This window comes from Flavobacterium limnophilum, from assembly GCF_027111315.2.
GTDB classification, from domain to species: domain Bacteria; phylum Bacteroidota; class Bacteroidia; order Flavobacteriales; family Flavobacteriaceae; genus Flavobacterium; species Flavobacterium limnophilum.
This window is the reverse complement of record NZ_CP114289.2, coordinates 2,537,097-2,557,082: the sequence shown is the minus strand read 5'-3', so window position 1 is coordinate 2,557,082 and position 19,986 is coordinate 2,537,097. Positions and strand designations below refer to the sequence as shown.

At 34.3% G+C, this 19,986-nt stretch carries 24 protein-coding genes; 8 read left to right on the top strand and 16 right to left on the bottom strand.

The genetic code is table 11. The features are described 5' to 3' along the window. Nucleotides 1–22 precede the first annotated feature (22 nt). Complete coding sequence (locus OZP13_RS10565; RefSeq protein WP_281297110.1) at nucleotides 23–1,078, top strand: hypothetical protein; 1,056 nt, start codon at nucleotides 23–25, stop codon at nucleotides 1,076–1,078. A 166-nt stretch (nucleotides 1,079–1,244) separates the two neighbouring features. Here the strand turns inward: OZP13_RS10565 and OZP13_RS10560 are convergent, their stop codons facing one another. The 3 genes from OZP13_RS10560 to OZP13_RS10550 all read right to left on the bottom strand — a co-directional run bounded on the left by OZP13_RS10560 (nucleotide 1,245) and on the right by OZP13_RS10550 (nucleotide 3,401). Next, nucleotides 1,245–1,487 carry a DUF1660 family phage protein gene (locus tag OZP13_RS10560; RefSeq protein ID WP_281297109.1) on the bottom strand — a complete coding sequence of 81 codons (243 nt, stop codon included), beginning with the start codon at nucleotides 1,485–1,487 and terminating at the stop codon, nucleotides 1,245–1,247. Nucleotides 1,488–1,705: 218 nt separating this feature from the next. Next, entirely contained in the window at nucleotides 1,706–2,764 is a 1,059-nt protein-coding gene (locus tag OZP13_RS10555; protein WP_281297108.1) for a nucleoid-associated protein, read from the bottom strand. Nucleotides 2,765–2,858: 94 nt separating this feature from the next. After that, complete coding sequence (locus OZP13_RS10550) at nucleotides 2,859–3,401, bottom strand: IS1096 element passenger TnpR family protein (protein WP_281297107.1); 543 nt, start codon at nucleotides 3,399–3,401, stop codon at nucleotides 2,859–2,861. A gap of 516 nt (nucleotides 3,402–3,917) precedes the next feature. Between OZP13_RS10550 and OZP13_RS10545 the strand changes: the two genes are divergently transcribed. Next, complete coding sequence (locus OZP13_RS10545; RefSeq protein WP_269240114.1) at nucleotides 3,918–4,343, top strand: hypothetical protein; 426 nt, start codon at nucleotides 3,918–3,920, stop codon at nucleotides 4,341–4,343. A 390-nt stretch (nucleotides 4,344–4,733) separates the two neighbouring features. Here the strand turns inward: OZP13_RS10545 and OZP13_RS10540 are convergent, their stop codons facing one another. Further along, on the bottom strand, nucleotides 4,734–5,300 hold the full coding sequence (locus tag OZP13_RS10540; protein WP_269240113.1) for a sugar O-acetyltransferase: 567 nt from the start codon (nucleotides 5,298–5,300) through the stop codon (nucleotides 4,734–4,736). A 54-nt stretch (nucleotides 5,301–5,354) separates the two neighbouring features. Further along, nucleotides 5,355–5,813, bottom strand: coding sequence for a YciI family protein (locus tag OZP13_RS10535; RefSeq protein ID WP_269240112.1), 459 nt, complete (start codon nucleotides 5,811–5,813; stop codon nucleotides 5,355–5,357). Between the two features lie 183 nt (nucleotides 5,814–5,996). On the opposite strand from OZP13_RS10535, the gene OZP13_RS10530 reads away from it, so the two are divergent. Continuing rightward, nucleotides 5,997–8,135, top strand: a complete 2,139-nt coding sequence (locus tag OZP13_RS10530) for a TonB-dependent receptor (RefSeq protein WP_269240111.1) — start codon at nucleotides 5,997–5,999, stop codon at nucleotides 8,133–8,135. On the opposite strand, the gene OZP13_RS10525 is transcribed toward OZP13_RS10530, so the two are convergent. After that, nucleotides 8,136–8,432, bottom strand: a complete 297-nt coding sequence (locus OZP13_RS10525; RefSeq protein ID WP_269240110.1) for a type II toxin-antitoxin system RelE/ParE family toxin — start codon at nucleotides 8,430–8,432, stop codon at nucleotides 8,136–8,138. Continuing rightward, nucleotides 8,425–8,667: a hypothetical protein gene (locus OZP13_RS10520; RefSeq protein ID WP_269240109.1), complete on the bottom strand. Its 243-nt coding sequence runs from the start codon at nucleotides 8,665–8,667 to the stop codon at nucleotides 8,425–8,427. Before OZP13_RS10520 ends, OZP13_RS10525 begins: the two co-directional genes overlap by 8 nt. Before the next feature lie 150 nt (nucleotides 8,668–8,817). Here OZP13_RS10520 and OZP13_RS10515 point away from each other — a divergent pair, with 150 nt between their 5' ends. From OZP13_RS10515 to OZP13_RS10495, 5 genes are all read left to right on the top strand, one after another. Further along, nucleotides 8,818–9,438 carry a hypothetical protein gene (locus tag OZP13_RS10515; protein WP_269240108.1) on the top strand — a complete coding sequence of 207 codons (621 nt, stop codon included), beginning with the start codon at nucleotides 8,818–8,820 and terminating at the stop codon, nucleotides 9,436–9,438. A 30-nt stretch (nucleotides 9,439–9,468) separates the two neighbouring features. Continuing rightward, nucleotides 9,469–10,809, top strand: a complete 1,341-nt coding sequence (locus OZP13_RS10510; protein WP_281297106.1) for a histidine kinase — start codon at nucleotides 9,469–9,471, stop codon at nucleotides 10,807–10,809. Nucleotides 10,810–10,826: 17 nt separating this feature from the next. Beyond that, nucleotides 10,827–11,132, top strand: coding sequence for a 2TM domain-containing protein (locus OZP13_RS10505; protein WP_281297105.1), 306 nt, complete (start codon nucleotides 10,827–10,829; stop codon nucleotides 11,130–11,132). Nucleotides 11,133–11,148: 16 nt separating this feature from the next. After that, nucleotides 11,149–11,499, top strand: a complete 351-nt coding sequence (locus tag OZP13_RS10500) for a 2TM domain-containing protein (RefSeq protein ID WP_281297104.1) — start codon at nucleotides 11,149–11,151, stop codon at nucleotides 11,497–11,499. An 82-nt stretch (nucleotides 11,500–11,581) separates the two neighbouring features. After that, nucleotides 11,582–12,340, top strand: a complete 759-nt coding sequence (locus OZP13_RS10495) for a LytR/AlgR family response regulator transcription factor (protein ID WP_269240105.1) — start codon at nucleotides 11,582–11,584, stop codon at nucleotides 12,338–12,340. Nucleotides 12,341–12,445: 105 nt separating this feature from the next. Here the strand turns inward: OZP13_RS10495 and OZP13_RS10490 are convergent, their stop codons facing one another. The 9 genes from OZP13_RS10490 to OZP13_RS10450 form a co-directional block, all read right to left on the bottom strand. Further along, complete coding sequence (locus OZP13_RS10490; RefSeq protein ID WP_269240104.1) at nucleotides 12,446–12,628, bottom strand: CsbD family protein; 183 nt, start codon at nucleotides 12,626–12,628, stop codon at nucleotides 12,446–12,448. A gap of 239 nt (nucleotides 12,629–12,867) precedes the next feature. Further along, a complete protein-coding gene (locus OZP13_RS10485) occupies nucleotides 12,868–13,641 on the bottom strand; it encodes a CDP-alcohol phosphatidyltransferase family protein (protein ID WP_281297103.1) in 774 nt (257 codons plus the stop codon). 81 nt (nucleotides 13,642–13,722) lie between these two features. Beyond that, the gene (locus OZP13_RS10480; RefSeq protein ID WP_281297102.1) at nucleotides 13,723–14,745 is read right to left on the bottom strand and encodes a COX15/CtaA family protein; all 1,023 of its coding nucleotides are present in this window, start codon (nucleotides 14,743–14,745) and stop codon (nucleotides 13,723–13,725) included. A gap of 1 nt (nucleotide 14,746) precedes the next feature. Further along, nucleotides 14,747–15,046 (bottom strand): type II toxin-antitoxin system RelE/ParE family toxin, encoded by a 300-nt coding sequence (locus OZP13_RS10475; RefSeq protein ID WP_269240103.1) that lies wholly within the window; start codon nucleotides 15,044–15,046, stop codon nucleotides 14,747–14,749. Then, nucleotides 15,031–15,297 carry a hypothetical protein gene (locus tag OZP13_RS10470; RefSeq protein WP_281297101.1) on the bottom strand — a complete coding sequence of 89 codons (267 nt, stop codon included), beginning with the start codon at nucleotides 15,295–15,297 and terminating at the stop codon, nucleotides 15,031–15,033. Before OZP13_RS10470 ends, OZP13_RS10475 begins: the two co-directional genes overlap by 16 nt. A gap of 56 nt (nucleotides 15,298–15,353) precedes the next feature. Next, nucleotides 15,354–16,781, bottom strand: a complete 1,428-nt coding sequence (locus OZP13_RS10465; protein WP_281297100.1) for a CCA tRNA nucleotidyltransferase — start codon at nucleotides 16,779–16,781, stop codon at nucleotides 15,354–15,356. 66 nt (nucleotides 16,782–16,847) lie between these two features. Continuing rightward, nucleotides 16,848–17,414: an L-threonylcarbamoyladenylate synthase gene (locus OZP13_RS10460; RefSeq protein ID WP_269240100.1), complete on the bottom strand. Its 567-nt coding sequence runs from the start codon at nucleotides 17,412–17,414 to the stop codon at nucleotides 16,848–16,850. 424 nt (nucleotides 17,415–17,838) lie between these two features. Then, nucleotides 17,839–18,720 (bottom strand): alpha-1,2-fucosyltransferase, encoded by an 882-nt coding sequence (locus OZP13_RS10455; protein WP_269240099.1) that lies wholly within the window; start codon nucleotides 18,718–18,720, stop codon nucleotides 17,839–17,841. A 287-nt stretch (nucleotides 18,721–19,007) separates the two neighbouring features. Beyond that, entirely contained in the window at nucleotides 19,008–19,934 is a 927-nt protein-coding gene (locus OZP13_RS10450) for a glycosyltransferase family 2 protein (RefSeq protein ID WP_281297099.1), read from the bottom strand. Nucleotides 19,935–19,986: the final 52 nt, after the last annotated feature.

Here is a 19,986-nt window from a genome sequence, read left to right as displayed (position 1 = left end):
ATTTGTAACAAATGTTTTGAAAATGAAAGAACCATTAATGGTTTTCAAGAAACCTACTTACCCTTTGAATAATTCGTTTTTGGATTATTTGGAGCGATTTGATCGTATGTCTAAAGTTTCTATTTTTTATGATGATTTATTGCGTTTTTCGGGCTCCATAAATGTTTATGACCGAAACGATGTTGATACCTTGTGGATTCGGGTTTATTATAGTGAGTTTGAGAGAAATGAAATCGATTTGAATTTAAAAAAAATCTATTCTTACCTGCATTCCGATGGAAATCTAGACACCATAAAATATTTGAGTGTCGATGCCATCGATTACTGTACTTTTGGAAATTCGAAACCCTTTCGAGTAAAAGTAAGGAACATCTTGAATGACAATTATACTTATTTTTATGTCAAAAAAGCCGATGCTTCCCGAGTGTATGGCTTGGAATTGGAGCATATTCTTTCGTCAGATAAAATCCATTTTTTGGTTTACAAAGACACTTTGATCGAGGAGCATATTATGGGGATTCCAGGCGACGTTTTCATGGCTGAGCATTTAACGCATCGTTCCGAGACTGAAAAATCACAAATAGCAAAAGAGTTTGTCAAGTTTAACGAACGTTGCATGATCAGGCTTTTGGGAGACATGAGGGCTTATAATTACGTGATTGTTCCCATTCACGATTTTGATCAAGTGGTTTTCAGGATTCGTCCCATAGATTTTGACCAACAATGTTATGAAGGTAATTTGAAGGTGTATCGTCCCCAGTTTTTTAAAGAAAATTACCCAATGGTAAAACTGGTCAAAGAAAAACTCGAGTATAGTTCGATCGAACAATATAAAAACGAAGAAAGGGCCGCTTTGGCCAAAAGGCTGTTTTCGACCGAAACCCGAATCAAGAAATTATTGCATATTATGGGAAATGATTTCCTTGCTCCTGATGAGCATGTGGAACAACTAAAATTTGAATTGTACCGCTTGACACACGACATCAATTTTAAACGGGCAAAATCTATGGGAAATGTTCTTGGTTCAGCCTTTGATTTTATCACTCGAAATTATAAAAACACAGATTTCCTCAGATAATCCAAGCTTTGAGCGATATTGTAAAAAAATCCAATTTGCATAAGACTATAAACGTATTTCAATTTCAGAAATTCGAGCAATACGTTTCCTTTCAATGGTTTGTTTGAGCAATATCAGGCTTTTTAGGAGTAGTAGGATTAGCATAATTTATAGGTTTTAGGGTAAATTATTCAACAGAAAAATGTCTTTTTTGGTACAGACTTACCAGTGTTTCGTTGATGTCTTTTAATTCTGGGGTCAAAAATGTTTTGTGACCTTTCAGATCGTTTGTCAATTCTAAACCACAACAAGAACATTTGTATTCCTTGAAATGATTGGTCACATTTCTGGTAGTGACCATTTTATGTCCGAGAAACGAACAAAAAATTTTGCCGGAAAAATTTATTTCCCTGATTTTGATTATACTCATATTAGGTCTTTTAAATTTGGGATAGTGAAGTTACATCAAAGACGACTAAGTGACAAATAAAAACGATTAACTGCGTGTTTTTTAGTTTAATACAATTAAAATGCTTACAAAAAAAATATAAAAAATATTTTGTAAGCTGTTTTAAGAGAAGATTTAAACAAAAAAAATCCCCAATTATTTACTAATCGAGGATTGAAATATTTTTGATTTAAAAAAAATTAACTTTTCACTTCTTTGTTGAAATAAACTAGGTAGTAATACATTTGTTTTTCTTCGTCCCAACCTTTTTCCACAAATTTCTCGGCACTTTCCGGATTGATGAAATCCATCTTAATTTGAATTTGCGTATCCAAGTTGATTACGTTTTTAATCGATTTTCTGGCATCCGAAACCGCTGCATTGGCAATAGGAAACGTTGTCACGTCTTCGATGCTGTATTTTTCGCCTTTATCTACTTTGTAGTTTTTGAATTCAGGAATCAAATCGGGATTGTCCAAAACTTCATTCAGGAAATTGCTTTCTTCGAATTGGTCATTTTTGGCAAAATAATTGACTGAACGATTCATGAACATCACTTCTTCTTTTTTGTCTTCGGCTGGAAAAACAACGTCTTTTGCAAATCCTTGACAGAATTTCAAGTATTTCTTGGTGATGAAATTTTCGTCTTCAAAAGCATCCACCGAAAGGAAATGTTCCAACCAATAACGGGCGTCATAACGGTTACTATCGACAGTCAAGATTTTGTAGCCTTCTTCTTTTTTATAATTGAAAATTATACAACCTTTGTCCAGTTTGCTGAGGTTGATTCCGTGTTGCAAAACCATTTCAAGATTGGAACCTTTTTCTTCAAACTGCAAGAAATCTGCTTGTAATTCGCTTTTGAATATCCCGATGGCATCCACGACATTGTTGTCGATATTCAGGTTGGTCAAATGTGTTACGTAAACCTCTCCATTTTTGATGTGCGGATGGTTCGATTGTTCGAATAAATGGGTAGTTATTTGCTTAGAAACTTCGTGAATGTTACTCGGGTTTTCGAAAATTTGGCTAGCCAATTTATACATGTCATTGTATTCCAAATCGACTTCGTGGGCAAACTGAAAGTAGTTTTCTTCTTTTTCGCGAAAAGGTTTAAAGAAATATTCTTTAATCAAAGGCACCACTTCATCATTCAACTTAAAAGCTTCTTCCGACAAGAATATGGCTTCGTTGCGGCTCTTGTTCCCAACTCTGTGAATGGAAATCGTTTCGATATGCGTATTGAATAAATTTATCATTGGTTTTTTTGTTTTTTTTTAGACAAAAGAACCAAGATGTAAGACAGAGTAGAAGTCTTTCATCTTGGTTCTTGATTATTGATTTCTTCTCTTTTTAATTCCAGTTTTCTTCAAATCCGTAGTCTTCAAAACTATCGTCTCCGCTAAACATGTCTAGATCTTCTTCGTCAAGATCATCTTCAAATTCATTATAACTTTCATTTTCATCGTCTTCGGCAATAAAATGTTTTTCCATGGCTTCATCCGGCATTTCGCCAACAGAGAAAATAGTTTCAGGATAGGTGTTTCCTGCAACAACTTCTTCGATTGCGGCTAGTTCCACAAGGAAAGTCCACATATTGATGAAATCGTAAACATAAATTATTTTAGTGTTTTCTTTGTCCAAAATGTCCGAAAGCAAATAATCGCTCATCGTTTTTTGTTCGCCCGGAATATCACCGGTATCAAACATCGGAATTTCGTCTTCCTGATTCCAAGTGTCGTCACAGGTGTAGAAAGAAGCCACTTCCATACCGTCAAATCCAAAAGAATTGAAGATGGCGTTGTGTAAATCCTCTAAAGTATCTTCTGCAAGTATCGCAATATCTCTAAAAATGTCCTCTTCGGCATCGAGAATTACCCTGAATTTGTAAACCATAATCTTTGTTTTTATTGAAAGGTCAAAGGTAAAATTTAATTTTAGATTTTAGATTTTAGATTTCGGATTTGTTGATAAGATTTTAAATTTCTGATTTTGTAATGTTTTCTAGTTTTAGAAAAATTAGAGAATAACTATTGGGGTTTTCAATGCTGTTTTCAATGCTGTAAGCTATGCTCTATACTAGGTTATAAGGCGGTTGCCACCATCAGGACTATACGAAACCAAGAGGAACAAGTAAATTAGTTAAAACTCCCTGCCAAGGCCAATAATACAGCTCCAAACTAGTAAAATAACCATCTCGCAGGGTTTAAGAAAGGTTGGTTGGGGTAGTGTAACTGCAACTTTGGGGTTCATAACCGTAACTTTGGGGTTGTAGAATGGTCGGTTGGGGTTGTATAACCCCAATTTTGAGGTTCAAAACTGCAATTTCGGGGTTGTAGAATGGTCGGTTGGGGTTATACAACCCAAATTTTGAGGTTCATAACCCCAAATTCGGGGTCTTTAACTATAAATTTGGAGTTATACAACCCAAACGGATTAGTAAAAGATACCGACAGACTATTCCAGAACCCCAATCTTGGATTCTTGAACCCCAACGGATTAGTAAAAGACTCTAGCGGATTATTCCAGAACCTCAATCTTGGATTCTTGAACCCTAATGGATTAGTAAAAGATACCGACAGATTATTCCAGAATCCCAATCTTGGATTATTGAATCCTAATGGATTAGTAAAAGACTCTAACGGATTATTCCAGAACCTCAATCTTGGATTCTTGAACCCCAATGGATTAGTAAAATACTCTAACAGATTATTCCAGAACCTCAATCTTGGATTCTTGAACCCCAACGGATTAATAAAAGACTCTAACGGATTATTCAAGAACCTCAATCTTGGATTCTTGAACCCCAACGGATTAGTAAAAGACCTAAATAGATAGGGAAAATAGGGACTAACTGCGGTTTTATTTTGCAAATCTTTTTGACAAAAGATAGCCAAAATGCAAAATAATAGTGAGTCCGCCACCAATAAACCAAAAACCAAGATAAACTCCCATAATGGGTAGTCCACATCTCAATTCTCCTTCTTTGTATTTTGGTATAAAAAAATCAGGAAAGACAAAGAAATGTAAAATCAAGATTAATCCAAACACCAGATATTTCCACTTTTTAAAACCATATTTATCAAATAAAAGGTATCCAAGAATTTGAACAATAAGCATTATAAAAATTAAATGAATTGGAACCATAAATTAACTAATGATGTGTTTTGAAAATAAAGGCAACCTTGTTTTATACCGCTAATGCGAGCTTCTAGCTCGTGTCTGTTTTTATTTGTTGTTGTTATTGAGTCTCTTAATCACTTTCGCAGGATTTCCTACTGCCAATGAATTATCAGGGATGTCTTTGGTTACTACAGAACCAGCGCCAATCACGCAGCCGTTTCCTATGGTTATTCCAGGAAGAATAACGGTATTTCCTCCAATCCAGCAATCATCGCCAATAGCAATGGGTAAAGCATTTTCTAGTGTTTTTCTTAGTTCAGCTTCCAAAGGATGATTGGCAGTGTACAATTGAACATTGGGCGCAAAAAAAACATTGGAACCAATTTTTATGGGTGCACTATCCAAAACCACACAATTCACATTGAAATATACATTGTCGCCACAAACAATATTGTACCCATAATCACAATGAAAGGGCGGTTCGATGTAAAGATTTGTTCCAGCATCAGGAATTAATTCTTGGATTATTTCTCTAGCCTTTTTAGTTATTCTATATTCAATGACGTTTAATCGGTGGAGTAGATTTTTGGTTTTTCGGCGTTCTTTTACCAGAATTGGGTCACCAGCCAAGTAATATTCACCGGTTATCATTTTATCTTTTTCGGTTTTCATATTTGAATTTAGGGAATTTGAATCAAAAAGACTTGCTAAGTTTTATAAGCAGGATTAAATTTTGGTTTTGGCTATTTTCTCGTGAATTTTTAGCGTTTCCTGCAATGCCGCACTTCCATACCAAAGCGTCAGTTCGGCTTCAAGAAGATTGGATTGTACCGCTGGGTCAGTGGCCACAAATTCTTTGGCTTCTTCGATGGTACTTGCGTTAAAGATATAAATGCCTCTATAATTTCTTTCGTTTTTCATAAAAGGACCTGCGACAACGAGTTTTCCTTCTTTTGCCAATCGACCGATGTTATCCATGTGGCCTTTGAATAGTTTTTGTGTTTCCTCTTTTGTCACAGTGGTATTGCTTCCTGTTTTTAATAAGCAAAAGACATATTTTTTCATTCCATAGTCATCTGCATTCAGTGATTTTGCCAGTTTTTCGTCATAGGTTGATTCTTTTTCTTGGGAAAATAGAGCAGTGCTAAAAGTCAGCAGTAAAATTAAAAAGATTGATTTTTTCATTTTTTTAAATTTTAGGAATAAACAAATTTAGGATTTTAAAGAATTGAATCCGTGAATCTGCAGTCATTTTTAAATTCATTGTGTTTGTCCTTACAATTCATCCCCAAAATTCCACAGTTCGGTGAACTAATATTTCAAGACTCTAATTGCAGGAATATATTTGCTTCATCAAAACCTTAAACAATGAAAACATTTTTACTTATTATCATTTTCTTTTCTACAATCATTTCGTTTTCCCAAACGACGATTTCTGGGAAAATAGTTGATGAAAAAAACAACCCAATTCCCAATGCCAATATTTATATTGATGGAACTTATGACGGTGCAACATCAAGTAATACTGGAGAATTTAGTTTTACAACAACTGCCGAAGGGAACCAAATTTTGGTCATCAGCGCTTTGTCTTTTGAGACTAAAAATCTGCCAATTGTGATGAATTTATATCATTATCAAACCATAGCGGTTAAACGTAATTTGACCGAGTTAAATGAAGTTTTGATTACCGCAGGAACAATGGAAGCGGGTGGCAAATCGAGAGTTTCAGTCTTGAAACCTTTGGATATTTTGACAACAGCTGGAAATCCAGGCGATATTGTTTCGGCATTCAAAACCTTGCCGGGTACGCAAGTTGTTGGCGAAAGCGGCAAACTTTTTGTTCGTGGGGGTGAAGCAAACGAAACCCAAACCTTTATTGATGGAATTCGAGTGGCGCAACCTTATATTCAAACGGCGAATAATGTGCCCACAAGAAGTACTTTTTCGCCAATGCTTTTCAAGGGAACGACTTTTTCAACGGGAGGATATTCGGCTGAATATGGCGAAGCGCTTTCGAGTATTTTGGTGATGAATACCATTGACGAACCCGATTTGGAAAAAACGGATATTGGTGTAATGTCTGTTGGTGCCAGTCTCGGAAACACCCAAAAATGGAAAAATAATTCCTTGAGCGTGAACACGAGTTACCTCAATTTGCAACCGTATCAAACTTTGTTGCCCGATAATATCGAATGGATAAAACCCTATGAATCTATTGGTGGAGAAACCGTTTTTAGGCAGAAATTGGATAGAGGATTGCTGAAATTTTACGCATCCTACACAGCAGCCAATTTCGATTTGAAACAAGATGATATTAATTATCCTGATAAAGTGCGTACCCAAAACAAGAACAATAATTTGTATTCGAACCTTTCGTACAAATGCGGTTTTGGCGATAATTGGAACATTTTTGCAGGGATTAGTTTTGCCAAAAGTCGAAACAGCGGGATTTATGATGTCTATAATTATGATGCCTCCGAAAATGCCAGCCATTTGAAATTGAAATTGACCAAACCCATTTCCAGTAAGATAAAAACTAGTTTTGGAGCCGATTATTTTTATACTAATTTTTCTGAATCGGTTACCAATTTCGAAAGTGGGTATCATTCGAATATTTTTGCAGCCTATTCTGAAACAGACTTCTTGTTTACCAATAATTTGATTGCAAAAGTGAGCTTCCGATTTTCGAAAAACGAGTTGTTAGACGAAAGTTCTATTGCTCCCAGAATAGCTTTAGCTTATAAAGTGGCCAAAAATCAGCAAATTTCATTGGCTTATGGAACATTCGAACAAGCACCCAAAAACGATTACCTGAAATACTCGACCAATTTGCAAGCCGAAAAAGCGCAACATTATATTTTGAGTTATGAATTCAACAAGGACAAGCAGATTTTTAAAGCCGAAGTCTATTATAAAAGCTATGATAATCTAGTAAAATACGACACAAAATCGCCCGTTTTCAATAGCAATTTCAATAACAGTGGAACGGGTTATGCCAAAGGATTGGAGCTTTTTTGGAGAGACAACAAGAACATCAAAAACTTGGAATATTGGATTTCCTATTCCTATATAGACACCAAACGGAATTATGCTAATTTTCCAAAACAAGCAACGCCTAGTTTTGTTGCAGATCACACCTTGTCGTTGGTAACCAAATATTGGATTCAAGATTGGCGTTCGCAAATTGGAGCCACTTATACTTTTAGTTCCGGAAGACCGTACAATAACCCAAATGAAACCGTTGTTATGAACGGAAAAACGAAAACCTACAACAATTTAAGCGTGAATTGGGCTTATTTGATTTCGCCCCAGAAAATACTTTTTTTCTCGGTGACCAATGTTGCCGGAATCAAAAATGTGTATGGATATAATTACGCGAATACGCCAAATTCAGCAGGAATTTATGAAAGTCAAGCGATTGTTCCCACTGCGGATCGATTCTTTTTTGTGGGATTCTTTTGGACGATAAGCAAGGACAAAAAGACGAATCAGTTGGAAAATTTGTAGTTAGAATTTTAAAGTTTCTGGATTTTGACGTGTATCATATAGTCTTAAAATTTCAATTCTTGTGTTTGTTTCTCTGTAATAAAGGGTGTTTTGTTTAGTCACGACACACTTTCTTATTTGAAATTCTTTATTGAAAAAAGGAAATTGATTTGGGTTTTTATGAATTAATTCAATACAAAAATCGAGTTTGGTAATGAACTTTAAGCAAACCTTTTTATTCCATCTATTTTCAAGATATTCTAATAGTTTAGCAAAATCATCGTCTGCATACGAAGACCATTTTATAGGTTTAAGCATACTTGTTTTTGTATTTTTCCATTACTTTTTTATGATCCATTCCGTCTGATGAATTCATCTCATCAATGGCATCCAATAATCCTTTTTGTTGAGTTGTAGTTAGAGCATTCCATTCTTCGGTATCGTTGTCCTTGTTGATGAAATTGAGTACCAAACCATAAATCTGTTCTAATTTTGATTTTTCAAGGGTGTCAATTTCTCGGAATAGTTTCAGTTTTAATTCAGCAGTGCTCATAACCATAAGTTTTACCAAAATTACAAAAAATAATATACGCAATACAATTCATCCTCGAAATTCAACAGTTCAGTAAATGTAAATTTTAAAACCGTTACAACCAATATAAATTTGTTCAAGAATTAATCAACCAATTAAAAACTAGAAATTATGACAAAAATTATCATTGCAATCGTATTTTTTATTACCAGTTTAGTTTCTGCCCAAGGACAATTTGAGCAAGGAATGGGAAAAGCGTTCCAACTTTGGGGTGAAGGAAAAAACACTGAAGCATCGGCTATGTTCGAAAGAATTGCTGCCGCCGAAAAAACATCTTGGTTGCCTAATTATTATGTGGCTTTGGTGAACACGACAACGGCTTTTGGTACAAAAGACAAAGAACAAATCAGTTTGTTGTTAGACAAAGCTCAAAATGCTTTGGATGTCGAATTGATAAAAACACCCAACAACGCCGAGCTTTTAGTGATGCAAGCGATGATTCATACTGCATGGATTGCTTTTGATCCAATGACCAACGGACAAAAATTATCTGGAACAGTGATGGAATTATATGCCAAAGCCCAGGCTATCGCGCCAGAAAATCCTAGAGCAGTTTTCGGAAAAGCGGAATTTGAAATTGGCGGAGCAAAATTCTGGGGTAAAGATACTAAGCCAATGTGCGCCCAAATTGAAAAAGCTATCGGACTTTTTGCTACTTTTAAACCTGAAACCCCTTTTTCTCCAAAATGGGGATTGGATAGAGCAGAAGCTGCTTTGAAAAATTGTAAATAATCTAGAAACTGTAATAAAATACTTTAGGCAATGAAAAATGATTATGTTAAAGAATTACCAAGAGCGTTTTATGTAGGAATTGCTATTTTTGGGTTGCTTAATCTAATTCGAGTTTTAAACGGGGATAGCATTTCTTTTGACGAACATTTGAAGTTAATGTTTTTATATACAATGCTTTATACTTTGGCATTGCATTTAACGAATACTTTTTTGTTTATAACATTGGATAAATTTTTCGTCAATGATAGATTTTCAAAAAAGAGAATTCTTATTGGTTTTGTGTCTTCTTTTTTCCTTTCACTATTCGTTATTTTTTTGCTTAGACTTTTTATTTCTGTTTTGATTGAAAATCAGTCACTTAGTTTTTTTATTGCCAATGATAACGCTTCAGATTATTTTGTAGCTTCTGTTTTTACTTTTGTGGTGTTGTTGATTGTTCACCTGGTTTATCTCTATAAAGGGTATCAAGAAAATAGGGTAAAAGAACAAAAAATCATTGCAGGAACAGCTTCGGCAAAGTTCGAAAGTTTGAAAAACCAAATCGATCCGCATTTTCTCTTCAATAGTTTGAATGTTTTGAGTTCTTTGATTGAAGAAAATCCGGAAAATGCACAGCGGTTTACTACTTCTTTGTCCAAAATTTACCGCTATGTTTTGGAACAAAAAGACAAAGAGTTGGTTTCGGTTGAAGAAGAATTGGCTTTCGCCAAAACCTATATGAATTTATTGAAAATGCGCTTCGAAAACAGCTTGTTTTATGAATTGCCAACAACTATTCCCAATCCGGAAGCCAAGGTGGTTCCGCTTTCCTTGCAACTTTTATTGGAAAACACGGTAAAACATAATGTGGTTAGCGAACAAAGACCCTTGCATATTCGTATTTTTATCGAAGGCGATTATTTGGCCATTCAAAATGATTATCAAAAAAAAGAAGTATTGCAGGAACGTAAAGGTGTCGGCTTGCAAAACATTATCAATCGCTACGGAATTATTACCAACAGAAAAGTTCTGATAGAGCAAAACGAACAAACATTCACGGTCAAAATACCAATTTTAACCAAACAAATTTCAGTTATGGATACAACTGCAACATATAACGAGAATACAGCTTATTATAGAGCTAAAAAACGAGTGGAAGAACTTAAGGGATTTTACGGAAATCTAATATCCTATTGTTGTGTAATACCAATTTTAATTTTTGTAAATCTTACGTATTCGCCACAATTTCAATGGTTTTGGTTTTCGGCTGCAGGTTGGGGATTCGGATTGTTGATGCACGCTTTCAAGGTTTTTGGATACAGCTCCAATTGGGAAGAGCGTAAAATTCAAGAGATTTTGAATAAAGAGGATAAAAAAGAAACTTGGAAATAACATTATACTATTTGAAAATGGAAAATAAGTATCAAGAAGAAGAACGCTATTTTAAAGCAAGAAAAAGAGTAGAGGAAATCAAGGGGTTTTACGGAAACTTAATCGCATATGTTATTGTAAACATTGGCCTTATGGTCATTAATTTGCTCACTTCGCCAGCTTATTTGTGGTTTTTTTGGCCAATGCTGGGTTGGGGAATTGGAGTGTTTTTTCACGGAATGAAAGTCTTTAATTATATGCCGTTTTTCGGGAAAGATTGGGAAGAAAAAAAGATTAAAGAGTTTATGGACAAAGAAGAGCAATCAAAAAAAACTTGGGAATAATTTTAAATTTAAAGAAATGACACGATCAAGAAGAATGTTTGACGAATACGAATCAGAAAATTTCAATCCAGAAGAACGCTACCGTTTGGCTTATAAACGAGTAAAAAGAATCAAAGGATTTTATATCCATGCCCTAGTTTATGTTTTGGTAAATGCATATTTAATTATTTCAAGTTATGCGCATATACAGCATTCTGATAAAGATTTTTTTAATTGGGGAACATTCTCTACGGCTTTGTTTTGGGGAATTGGTTTATTGGCTCACGGAATGTCGGTTTTTGGAAGAAACCTGTTTTTTGGACAAAACTGGGAAGAAAGAAAAATCCGGGAATTTATGGAAAAGGAGAAAAGTGAAAAATGGGAGTAGGAGAAGTGTTCAGTGTTCAGTTTCCAGTGTTCAGTAGAATTTCCAACTTCCAACTTCTAACTCCCAACCCTCAATTTAAAATATGAAAACAATAATAATCGAAGACGAAAAACCAGCAGCAAGATTATTGCAACGCAAACTAGATAAACTCAACATCGAAGTAGGAGTGATGCTTCATTCCGTAGAGGAATCCATCGAATGGTTTTCCAAGAACGAGCATCCTGATTTGATATTTCTCGACATTCAATTATCGGATGGTTTGTCGTTTGAAATTTTCGAAAAAGTGGACATAAAAAGTGCCGTAATTTTCACGACGGCTTACGATGAATATGCCCTAAAAGCATTCAAATTAAACTCCATTGATTACCTCTTGAAACCCATCGACGAAGATGATTTGGAAGTAGCAATTTCTAAATTTCAAAACCGTTTGCCAAAACCAGAAAATACACTTCAATTGGATTTTGAACAAATCAAGAAAATGTTCCAAAATCCATTCGACAAGAATTTCAAAACTCGGTTCACCGTCAAAATAGGGCAGCATCTCAAAGTCATTTCCATCGACGAAATCGAATGTTTTTTTAGTGAAAATAAAGGAACCTATATTCATACTTTCGACAACAGAAACTATCTAATCGAATCCACTTTGGAAGTTTTGGAACAAGAATTAGACACAAAAGATTTTTATCGAATTAGTCGAAAGTTTATCATTCCGTTAAAATCCATCAAGGAAATTGTGGTCTATAGCAACTCTCGATTGAAGTTGATTTTGCCTTCATATAAAGAAGATGAAGTGGTCGTAAGTCGCGAAAAAGTTTCCGATTTCAAGGCTTGGATTGGGTAGTGAAAAAGTATTAAAAAACTGCTTCGAAAACGTGTTCAAAATATCCTGAAAAGGAAAAAATGAATTCGGCTTTTGAAGCAGTTTTTTGATTTTTAGAAGCCGAAATTATTCAAATAATGATTTAATTTCTTTCTCGGTTTTTCCAACTTTCTGTTGAATTTTTCCCCAGGTTTCATCTTCTTTTCCTTCTTCAAACAACAAATCGTCGTCTGTCAATTCAGCAAACTTTTGTTTGAGTTTTCCTTTCAACTCATCCCATTTTCCTTTAATCTCTTTTGAATTCGGCATACTATTTAAGTTTTAAATTACTATTTATTTCGTTACAAAATTGGGGATAAATAGGAGTAAGACTGTTGTATAATTAATGCTAATTGTTATATAATTCGGGGAAATTTCTAAATTGTTGGTTGGTATTTTAACAATCCAATGTTGTTTTTTAAATTAAATTAAAAAATTACATAAATATATTTAATAATGCTGGTGTTTAATGGTTTGTATGTTTGTTATAGATTTAGTCTATTGTAAATTTAAGCCTTGAAAAAGGTCTTTCTAATGGCGATTAAGACAAAAACAAACAAAGAGTAAATTATGAAAAATGGAACTATATATTCTATCAAATTCAAAGGCAACATAAAGGCTATAATCAGCAATTGAAAGCCTAATCCATAAATGGAAACGAAGGTCATAAACCAGTTTGGAAACGTATTTGCTTTGTAAGCATTACTGTCCAAAACGTGGATTATTTTGTCGAAAATGCCGTAAACAATCGTGTAAATTGTAAACATAATATCGACTGATTTTTGAGTTTCTCCCGGCAATGCTTGAGGTGGTTTGTCTTCGAAAATTTTACTCGTCTTGTCTCCACCAACCGATTTATTTCTCAAAATCACATAGTAATAATTGTATAAAGTCCCTTGCAATTGGATGCAAAAAAAGGCAATTAACGCCATCCAAAATGAGGTTTTGGAAACATAACAAATTGTCATGAAAAACAAAAAGTTCAATACAATGTCAAACACGCTGTCGAGGTATCTTCCAACGTAGGAAGGCGTGTTTTTTACTCTTGCCAATTCGCCATCGGCAGCATCAATAATTGATTTCAAAATAATGAAAAAACCGGCTAAAAGGTACTGATTTTGCAAAATGCAGTAAATGGCAATCAAGCCACAAACGCCAAAAAGCAACGTGACGTGAATGGGCGTAAATCGGGTGTTTTTTAATTGATTGACAAACAGTTTTGCAATCGGCCTTCCGTAATCCGACAAATCCAGGAATTTATCTTCGGCAGCAAGTTTAGACATTTATAGATGTTAAACAAAAGTATGTGACAATATAGTCAGGTATTATTATGAATTGTCCACAGTTTCAACTGTGGGATTTTTTTATTTAGAAAGTCTATGCAAAGTGTAAGTCATTGCCGTAAGCAAAAAGAAAGCGACTACTTGATGAGTCAATCCCAGCCATAACGGAACGCTGTAAAGCAAGGTAAATACTCCCAATGCAAATTGTATAAATACGATGATTACCAAAGCGGTTATTCCTGATTTTTGAGTTGTATTTAAATCAAATTTATGGCTTTTGAAAGCCAAGAGCATTATGAATCCAACTACCACATAAGCCAAAGTTCTGTGCGCAAATTGAACGCCGCTTTTGCCTTCTGTAAGTCTTTGCAGCCAAGTGTCTTTTTCTAAAACAACACTTTCGTGAAGGAATTGTCCGTCGCTCATCAATGGCCAATGATTGTGAATTAAACCCGCATTCAAACCTGCAACGAAACCACCATAAATGATTTGTATTAACAAAAAAACCAGCGAAAAACGAGCGATGTTTTGAAGTGAAGCTATGGCATTTTTTCTTTCAGGATAAATCAAATCCAAAGCTACCCACAATGTGTAAGCAAAGGTGATAAAGGCGAAAGTCAAATGCAAGGAAAGTCTAAAATGACTCACGTCCGGATTGTCAATTAAACCACTTCGAACCATAAACCAACCCAAAAAACCCTGAAAAGCACCCATTCCAAGTAGCACCACGCATTTCTTTATGGTTTCGTTTGAAAGTCGTTTTTTGATAAGGAAATATACAAAAGGAACAAGAAAAACCAATCCAATGATTCGTCCTATAAAACGGTGAAACCATTCCCAGAAATAGATAAACTTATAATCTTCCAATTGGAAATCATTATGGATGTTGATTTTTTGGTATTCCGGAAATTTCTTGTATTCTTCGAATGCTTGCGACCATTTTTCTTCAGTAAGCGGAGGGAAAGTGTCGGTGACCAAATGCCAGTCAGTCATTGAAAGTCCTGAATTGGTCAATCGGGTGATTCCACCAACCACGACCATTATAAACAATAATAAGCAACCTGAAAGTAGCCAGATAATTACGGCTTTGTTTGTATTTTTCATTTTATTTTATTGGAAAGTCTTGAGGATTTTGGCGAGTGTCCCAGATGTCTAAAACAACAACTTCATTTGGGGTTATTTTGTAAATGATTTCAAAATGACTTACAATTATAAATTTTGAATCTTCTCTAAAAGTAGGTTTGCCAAATTCAGGAAGTTGTATGACGATTTTTAAATTGGTATTGAAAAGAGAATTTAGTTTTCTACTATTATACACTTTTGATTTATTTCGATTATTCCAATAGTCAAAAATGTTTTTTCTTGAATTTCGGGCTTCTGGAGACCAAATTAATCTTCTAGCCATTCTTGAATTTCTTTTTGGGCTTCTTCATCAGAAATACATTCTCCATTTTCATATTGTTGGACCGCAAGATTTATTTTTCGTTGTTCTTCTTCTGAAAAAACCCTGATTCTGTCGTAAGTTGCCATAGGTTCATTAACAACCGAATTCGATTCATAATCATTTATGATTTCTTGAATTTTATTCAAAAGAGCAACATCATCAGTTGCAATAATTTTTGCTATTATTTCTAATTTTAATTCGGCTAGGTTCATAATCAAAATTTTTATAAAATTAAGAATTTTTTAAATAAACGAAGAGTAAACAATACTTAAACTTTCGTCAAACCTAATTTGGCTCCACGCTTCAAAACAAAATCATAAGCCGCCTGATATTCATTGGGGATTTCACCTTCCAAAATGGCTTCTTTCACGGCTTCTTTCAACACGCCGATTTCACGGGAAGGTTGCAAATTAAAAATCGCCATAATCTCTTCACCGGAAATAGGCGGTTGAAAATTTCGAACCTGATCACGTTCTTCCACTTCCACGATTTTCTTGCGGACAATCTCGAAATTCTGGTGGTATTTCTTGAATTTATTGGGGTTTTTGGTCGTGATGTCGGCTTCGCACAAAGTCATCAAGCTTTCCACGTCTTCGCCAGCATCAAAAACCAAACGACGAACAGCAGAATCCGTTACCACATCTTCAGACAAAACGATGGGACGCGAACTCATCATCACCATTTTTTGCACAAATTTCATTTTGTGGTTCAATGGCATTCTTAATCTTTCGAAGATTTTCTTGGCCATTTTTCCGCCCAAAAATTCGTGACCGTGAAAGGTCCAGCCTTGTTTTTTGTTGAAGCGTTTGGTTGGTGCTTTTCCAATGTCGTGCAACAATGCCGACCAACGCAACCAAACGTCATCCGTATTCGGGCAAATATTATCGACCACTTCCAGAGTATGATAAAAATTGTTTTTATGGGTTTGGCCTTCAATTTCCTCCACTTGGTTCAAAGCCGTTAATTCTGGTAATATTATATCCAATAATCCAGTTTTGTACAACAACAAGAATCCAACCGAAGGCGTGTCGGTAGAAAGAATTTTATTCAATTCGTCGACAATTCTTTCGCCAGAAATAATCTTGATTCGCTCTGCATTTTTGGTAATTGAATTCAGTGATTTTTCTTCAATTTCAAATCCCAATTGGTTTGCAAAACGGATGCCTCTCAACATTCGCAAAGGATCGTCAGAAAAAGTAATGTCTGGATCGAGCGGTGTTTTGATGATTTTGTTTTTCAGGTCTTCCAATCCATTGAAAGGATCGGATAATTCACCAAAATTATCCTTGTTTAAGGACAAAGCCAAGGCATTGATGGTAAAATCACGGCGATTTTGATCGTCTTCCAAGGTTCCGTTTTCCACGACAGGATTTCGGCTGTCGAGATTGTAGGATTCTTTTCGAGCGCCTACAAATTCGATTTCGGTATCTTCAAAACGCAACATTGCCGTTCCATAAGTCTTGAAAACCTGGACTTTTGGTTTGTTTGGAAGTAGTTGAGATACTTTTAAAGCTAATTCTATTCCGCTGCCCACGGCAACAACATCGATGTCTTTTTTGAAATCTCTTTCAAGGAGTAAATCTCTCACGAAACCACCAATTACATAACTTTCGAGATTAAGTTCTTGGGAAGCTTGGGAAATGACTTCGAATATTTTATTATTTAGGGCTTCTTTATATGAAGTTTTAATGCTCATTTTAAAATGTTTAAAGTTTAAAGTTTAAAGTTGCTCAACTGAAAACTGAAAACTGAATACTGCAAACTATTTTCGAATCACTTTTACCTGCGAATCACTCGTCAATTTTATAATTGTTGAAGGTTTTCCGGCAATTTTTTCGCGATGCAAATTTACAACATAGTCAACGCCTTTTATAATTTCGGGGCTAATATCTTTGAAGGCAATAGGAGTGGGCTGTCCTGAGATATTGGCAGAGGTGGAAACCAATGGTTTTCGCATCTTTTCCATTAGTTTAAAACAAAAGGGTTCTTTTACGATTCTAATTCCTAGAGTATTGTCGGTGGCAATTAAGTTGGCTGCCACGTTTCTGGGTTTGTCCAAAATTAGCGTAGTTGGTTTTTCGGATAAATCTATTATTTGCCAAGCCACTTCTGGAATGTCTTTGAATACGTTGTACATCATTTTTTCGCCATTCATCAAGCAAATCATCGATTGGGTTTCGGCTCTTTGTTTGAGTTTATAGATTTTGGCAACAGCTTCAGCATTTGTGGCATCACAGCCAATTCCCCAAACGGTGTCCGTTGGATACAGGATGATTCCGCCTTGTTGGATTACTTCGAAGGCTTTTTGGATTTCTAGGTTAATGTCCATAATTTTTTTATATATGATGCAAAGATATTTATTTGTATTCTAAATATCTGGGGCTGATTAAATGAAAATTAAGCTCCTGTACGTTTTTAATTTCATAAAAAAGTTTGATAAAAGAGGTGAAACTTTTCTCAGACTTGTATAAACTTTAGTTGACATTTTTTTTAGATACAAACCTATAATCATTAAAGCCAATGCAAAAAAAAACATTCCGACAAACCATTTGAGTGTTTCGTTTTTGCTTTCTTTTATTTCGACTTTTACAGATTTTATTTTGGTATTTACTTGTTCAAACTTTAATTCCAATTTCAAGAAATCTTCTTTTACAGTACTCTTGAAATCTGAATTTTCATATCACTAATTAATCATGTTTTTGATGATGACTTTTAAGAGTTGGGTAAAAGGAGGAAGCAAAATATTGGTTGGCCTAAAGTTTAATCCAGCTATCGTGAATTAAATCACTGACATCTGTGGTTTTGTCTAAAAACCAATTCTTTGGAACAACGACCTTCGCCTCTTTTTTATTGCTTAGCCAAACTGCCCACCACGAAAAACTACTGGCAGAAATTATAAAGTGGTTACACAAGGCCATAAGTTGTAAATCTTCTTTATACTTAATTTTGTCAGTTGTGTAATCAACAATTGTAAAATCATAATCAAATTTTAGATGCTGTTTACACCATTCTGGATCGTCTGAAAACACAAAAAAATGCGGGTTGTTGGTGTGTTTAAAGATATAGTTTGTCCCGTCAACAAAATAATCAAGATTCGAACAATTAAAAGATCCAGTATTAGCTACATAATCGCCACGTCTTACGTGTACACAAACTGCATTAACCTTGATTATGGCTTCAGAAATACTTTTGGCTTGAGGGGAAAGCTCTTCATTAAATCTAAAATCTTTACGTAATTCAGTTTCTATATTTTTAAAATATTTTTCACTTTGCCAATATCCTACATACAAGTTTTTGTCTTTCGGGGTATTAATAATCAATTCCTCTGCTGTAAAAGTTTTCTCCTTGTACTTCTTAAAACCAATTAGTTTTATAGACTTTATAATTTGAATTAAAAAATTTAAATGCAACTTATTTAATAGGCGAATTGAATTTGGCTGAATCAGGAAAGAATCCCCAAAATTAAAAATATTCATTTGGTAGTCACGATTGGTAGTCGTTGCCTTATGGTGAGTTTGTAGTAAACTCGTTAAATCGAGCTTCATGTCCACACCTAACTTTCTTGCAATGCTTTTTCCAAAAGCATATTGAAACATTTGGTTGCCTAAACCGCCTCTTAATCTAATTATAATCATTACTTGTTTGTTGATTTTTTGAAGTTTTTTTTCAAGATCTTCAATGTCTTCCGAAAGTCTAAAATAAAAAGTGCCTGAGAATCCCGTATGTTTGTTTTTGCAAAATAAATATACTTAATGGACACTTCAGATGTAGCAAAAATACAAAAAAACTGTCATTTGTCAAATTATTCACAAAAATAACTGTTCAGTTTGCCCCGGAATAGGAGGTACAGTTTTACCGGAATAAGTACTCTATTATCCAACTTTAAGCCCTTTTTTTTAATTCTTGATTTTGAAGAATTCAATTAATGCTTGCTTTTTTTAAGACTTGAAATTAACAACCTAATCAAAACATAAGGTATAACAAGAATTATATAAATTATTTTTTGAAATGGTGATAATATTTGAAAAATTCCTCTTATAGTTTTATTGTAAAACTTGCCTAAAATTGATTTGAATGTATAGGCTAAAGAAATCTCAATTTGATGTCTAAATCCTTTATGCTTTCGTTGATCAAAAAAACATCTATTAATATCCAATCTATTTTTCAATAATCTGGATGTGTTTAACCAACCATCAGTAACATCTTTTGAATTATAAACTTGTTCTCCGATAACTGCCGTGACAATTCTATTTTTTGCGATGTATATATTTTTATTTAACGAATAAAATGAAAGTAAAAAAGGCATGTGTGGATACATGTTTGTAATATTATTATATCCACTAATTATAAAAGGAATAAAAGCTTCTTTTTTAAAAATATTGTTAGGAAGAAATGAAGATGCTTTAAAATAGGGATAGCCTTCACTGTGTAATTTTTTGACTAATTCGTTTCTTCCTCCAAAAGACCAAGCATAATCAGCATGCGCTCCCATATTTATCAACTCGGCTTTTTCATTAATTATGCAATCAATAACATCATCACAGTAGGAAAAATTGTATTTGTCATCATCACAAACTATCCAGATGTAATCCAAATCAACGATTTCTATCGCTCTCATTATATTGGCATTGGCACCAATGTTTAATTTATTGGTTACTATTTTGAAATTAGAAAATTTATTGACAAATGAATTACATACTTCGATTGTAGTGTCAGTTGAACAGTTATTGAGTATCGTTATTTTACAATCTTTAAACGGCGAGTTTAAAAATTGATCTAAAGTGTTTTCTAATAATTTAGATCTATTGTATGTTATTAATACTATTTCTAATTTGTTTTCTATTTTCATTATCTTTTTTTTGAAAAATTAAATCTGCTGAGTAAAGGATGACCATGCTTTG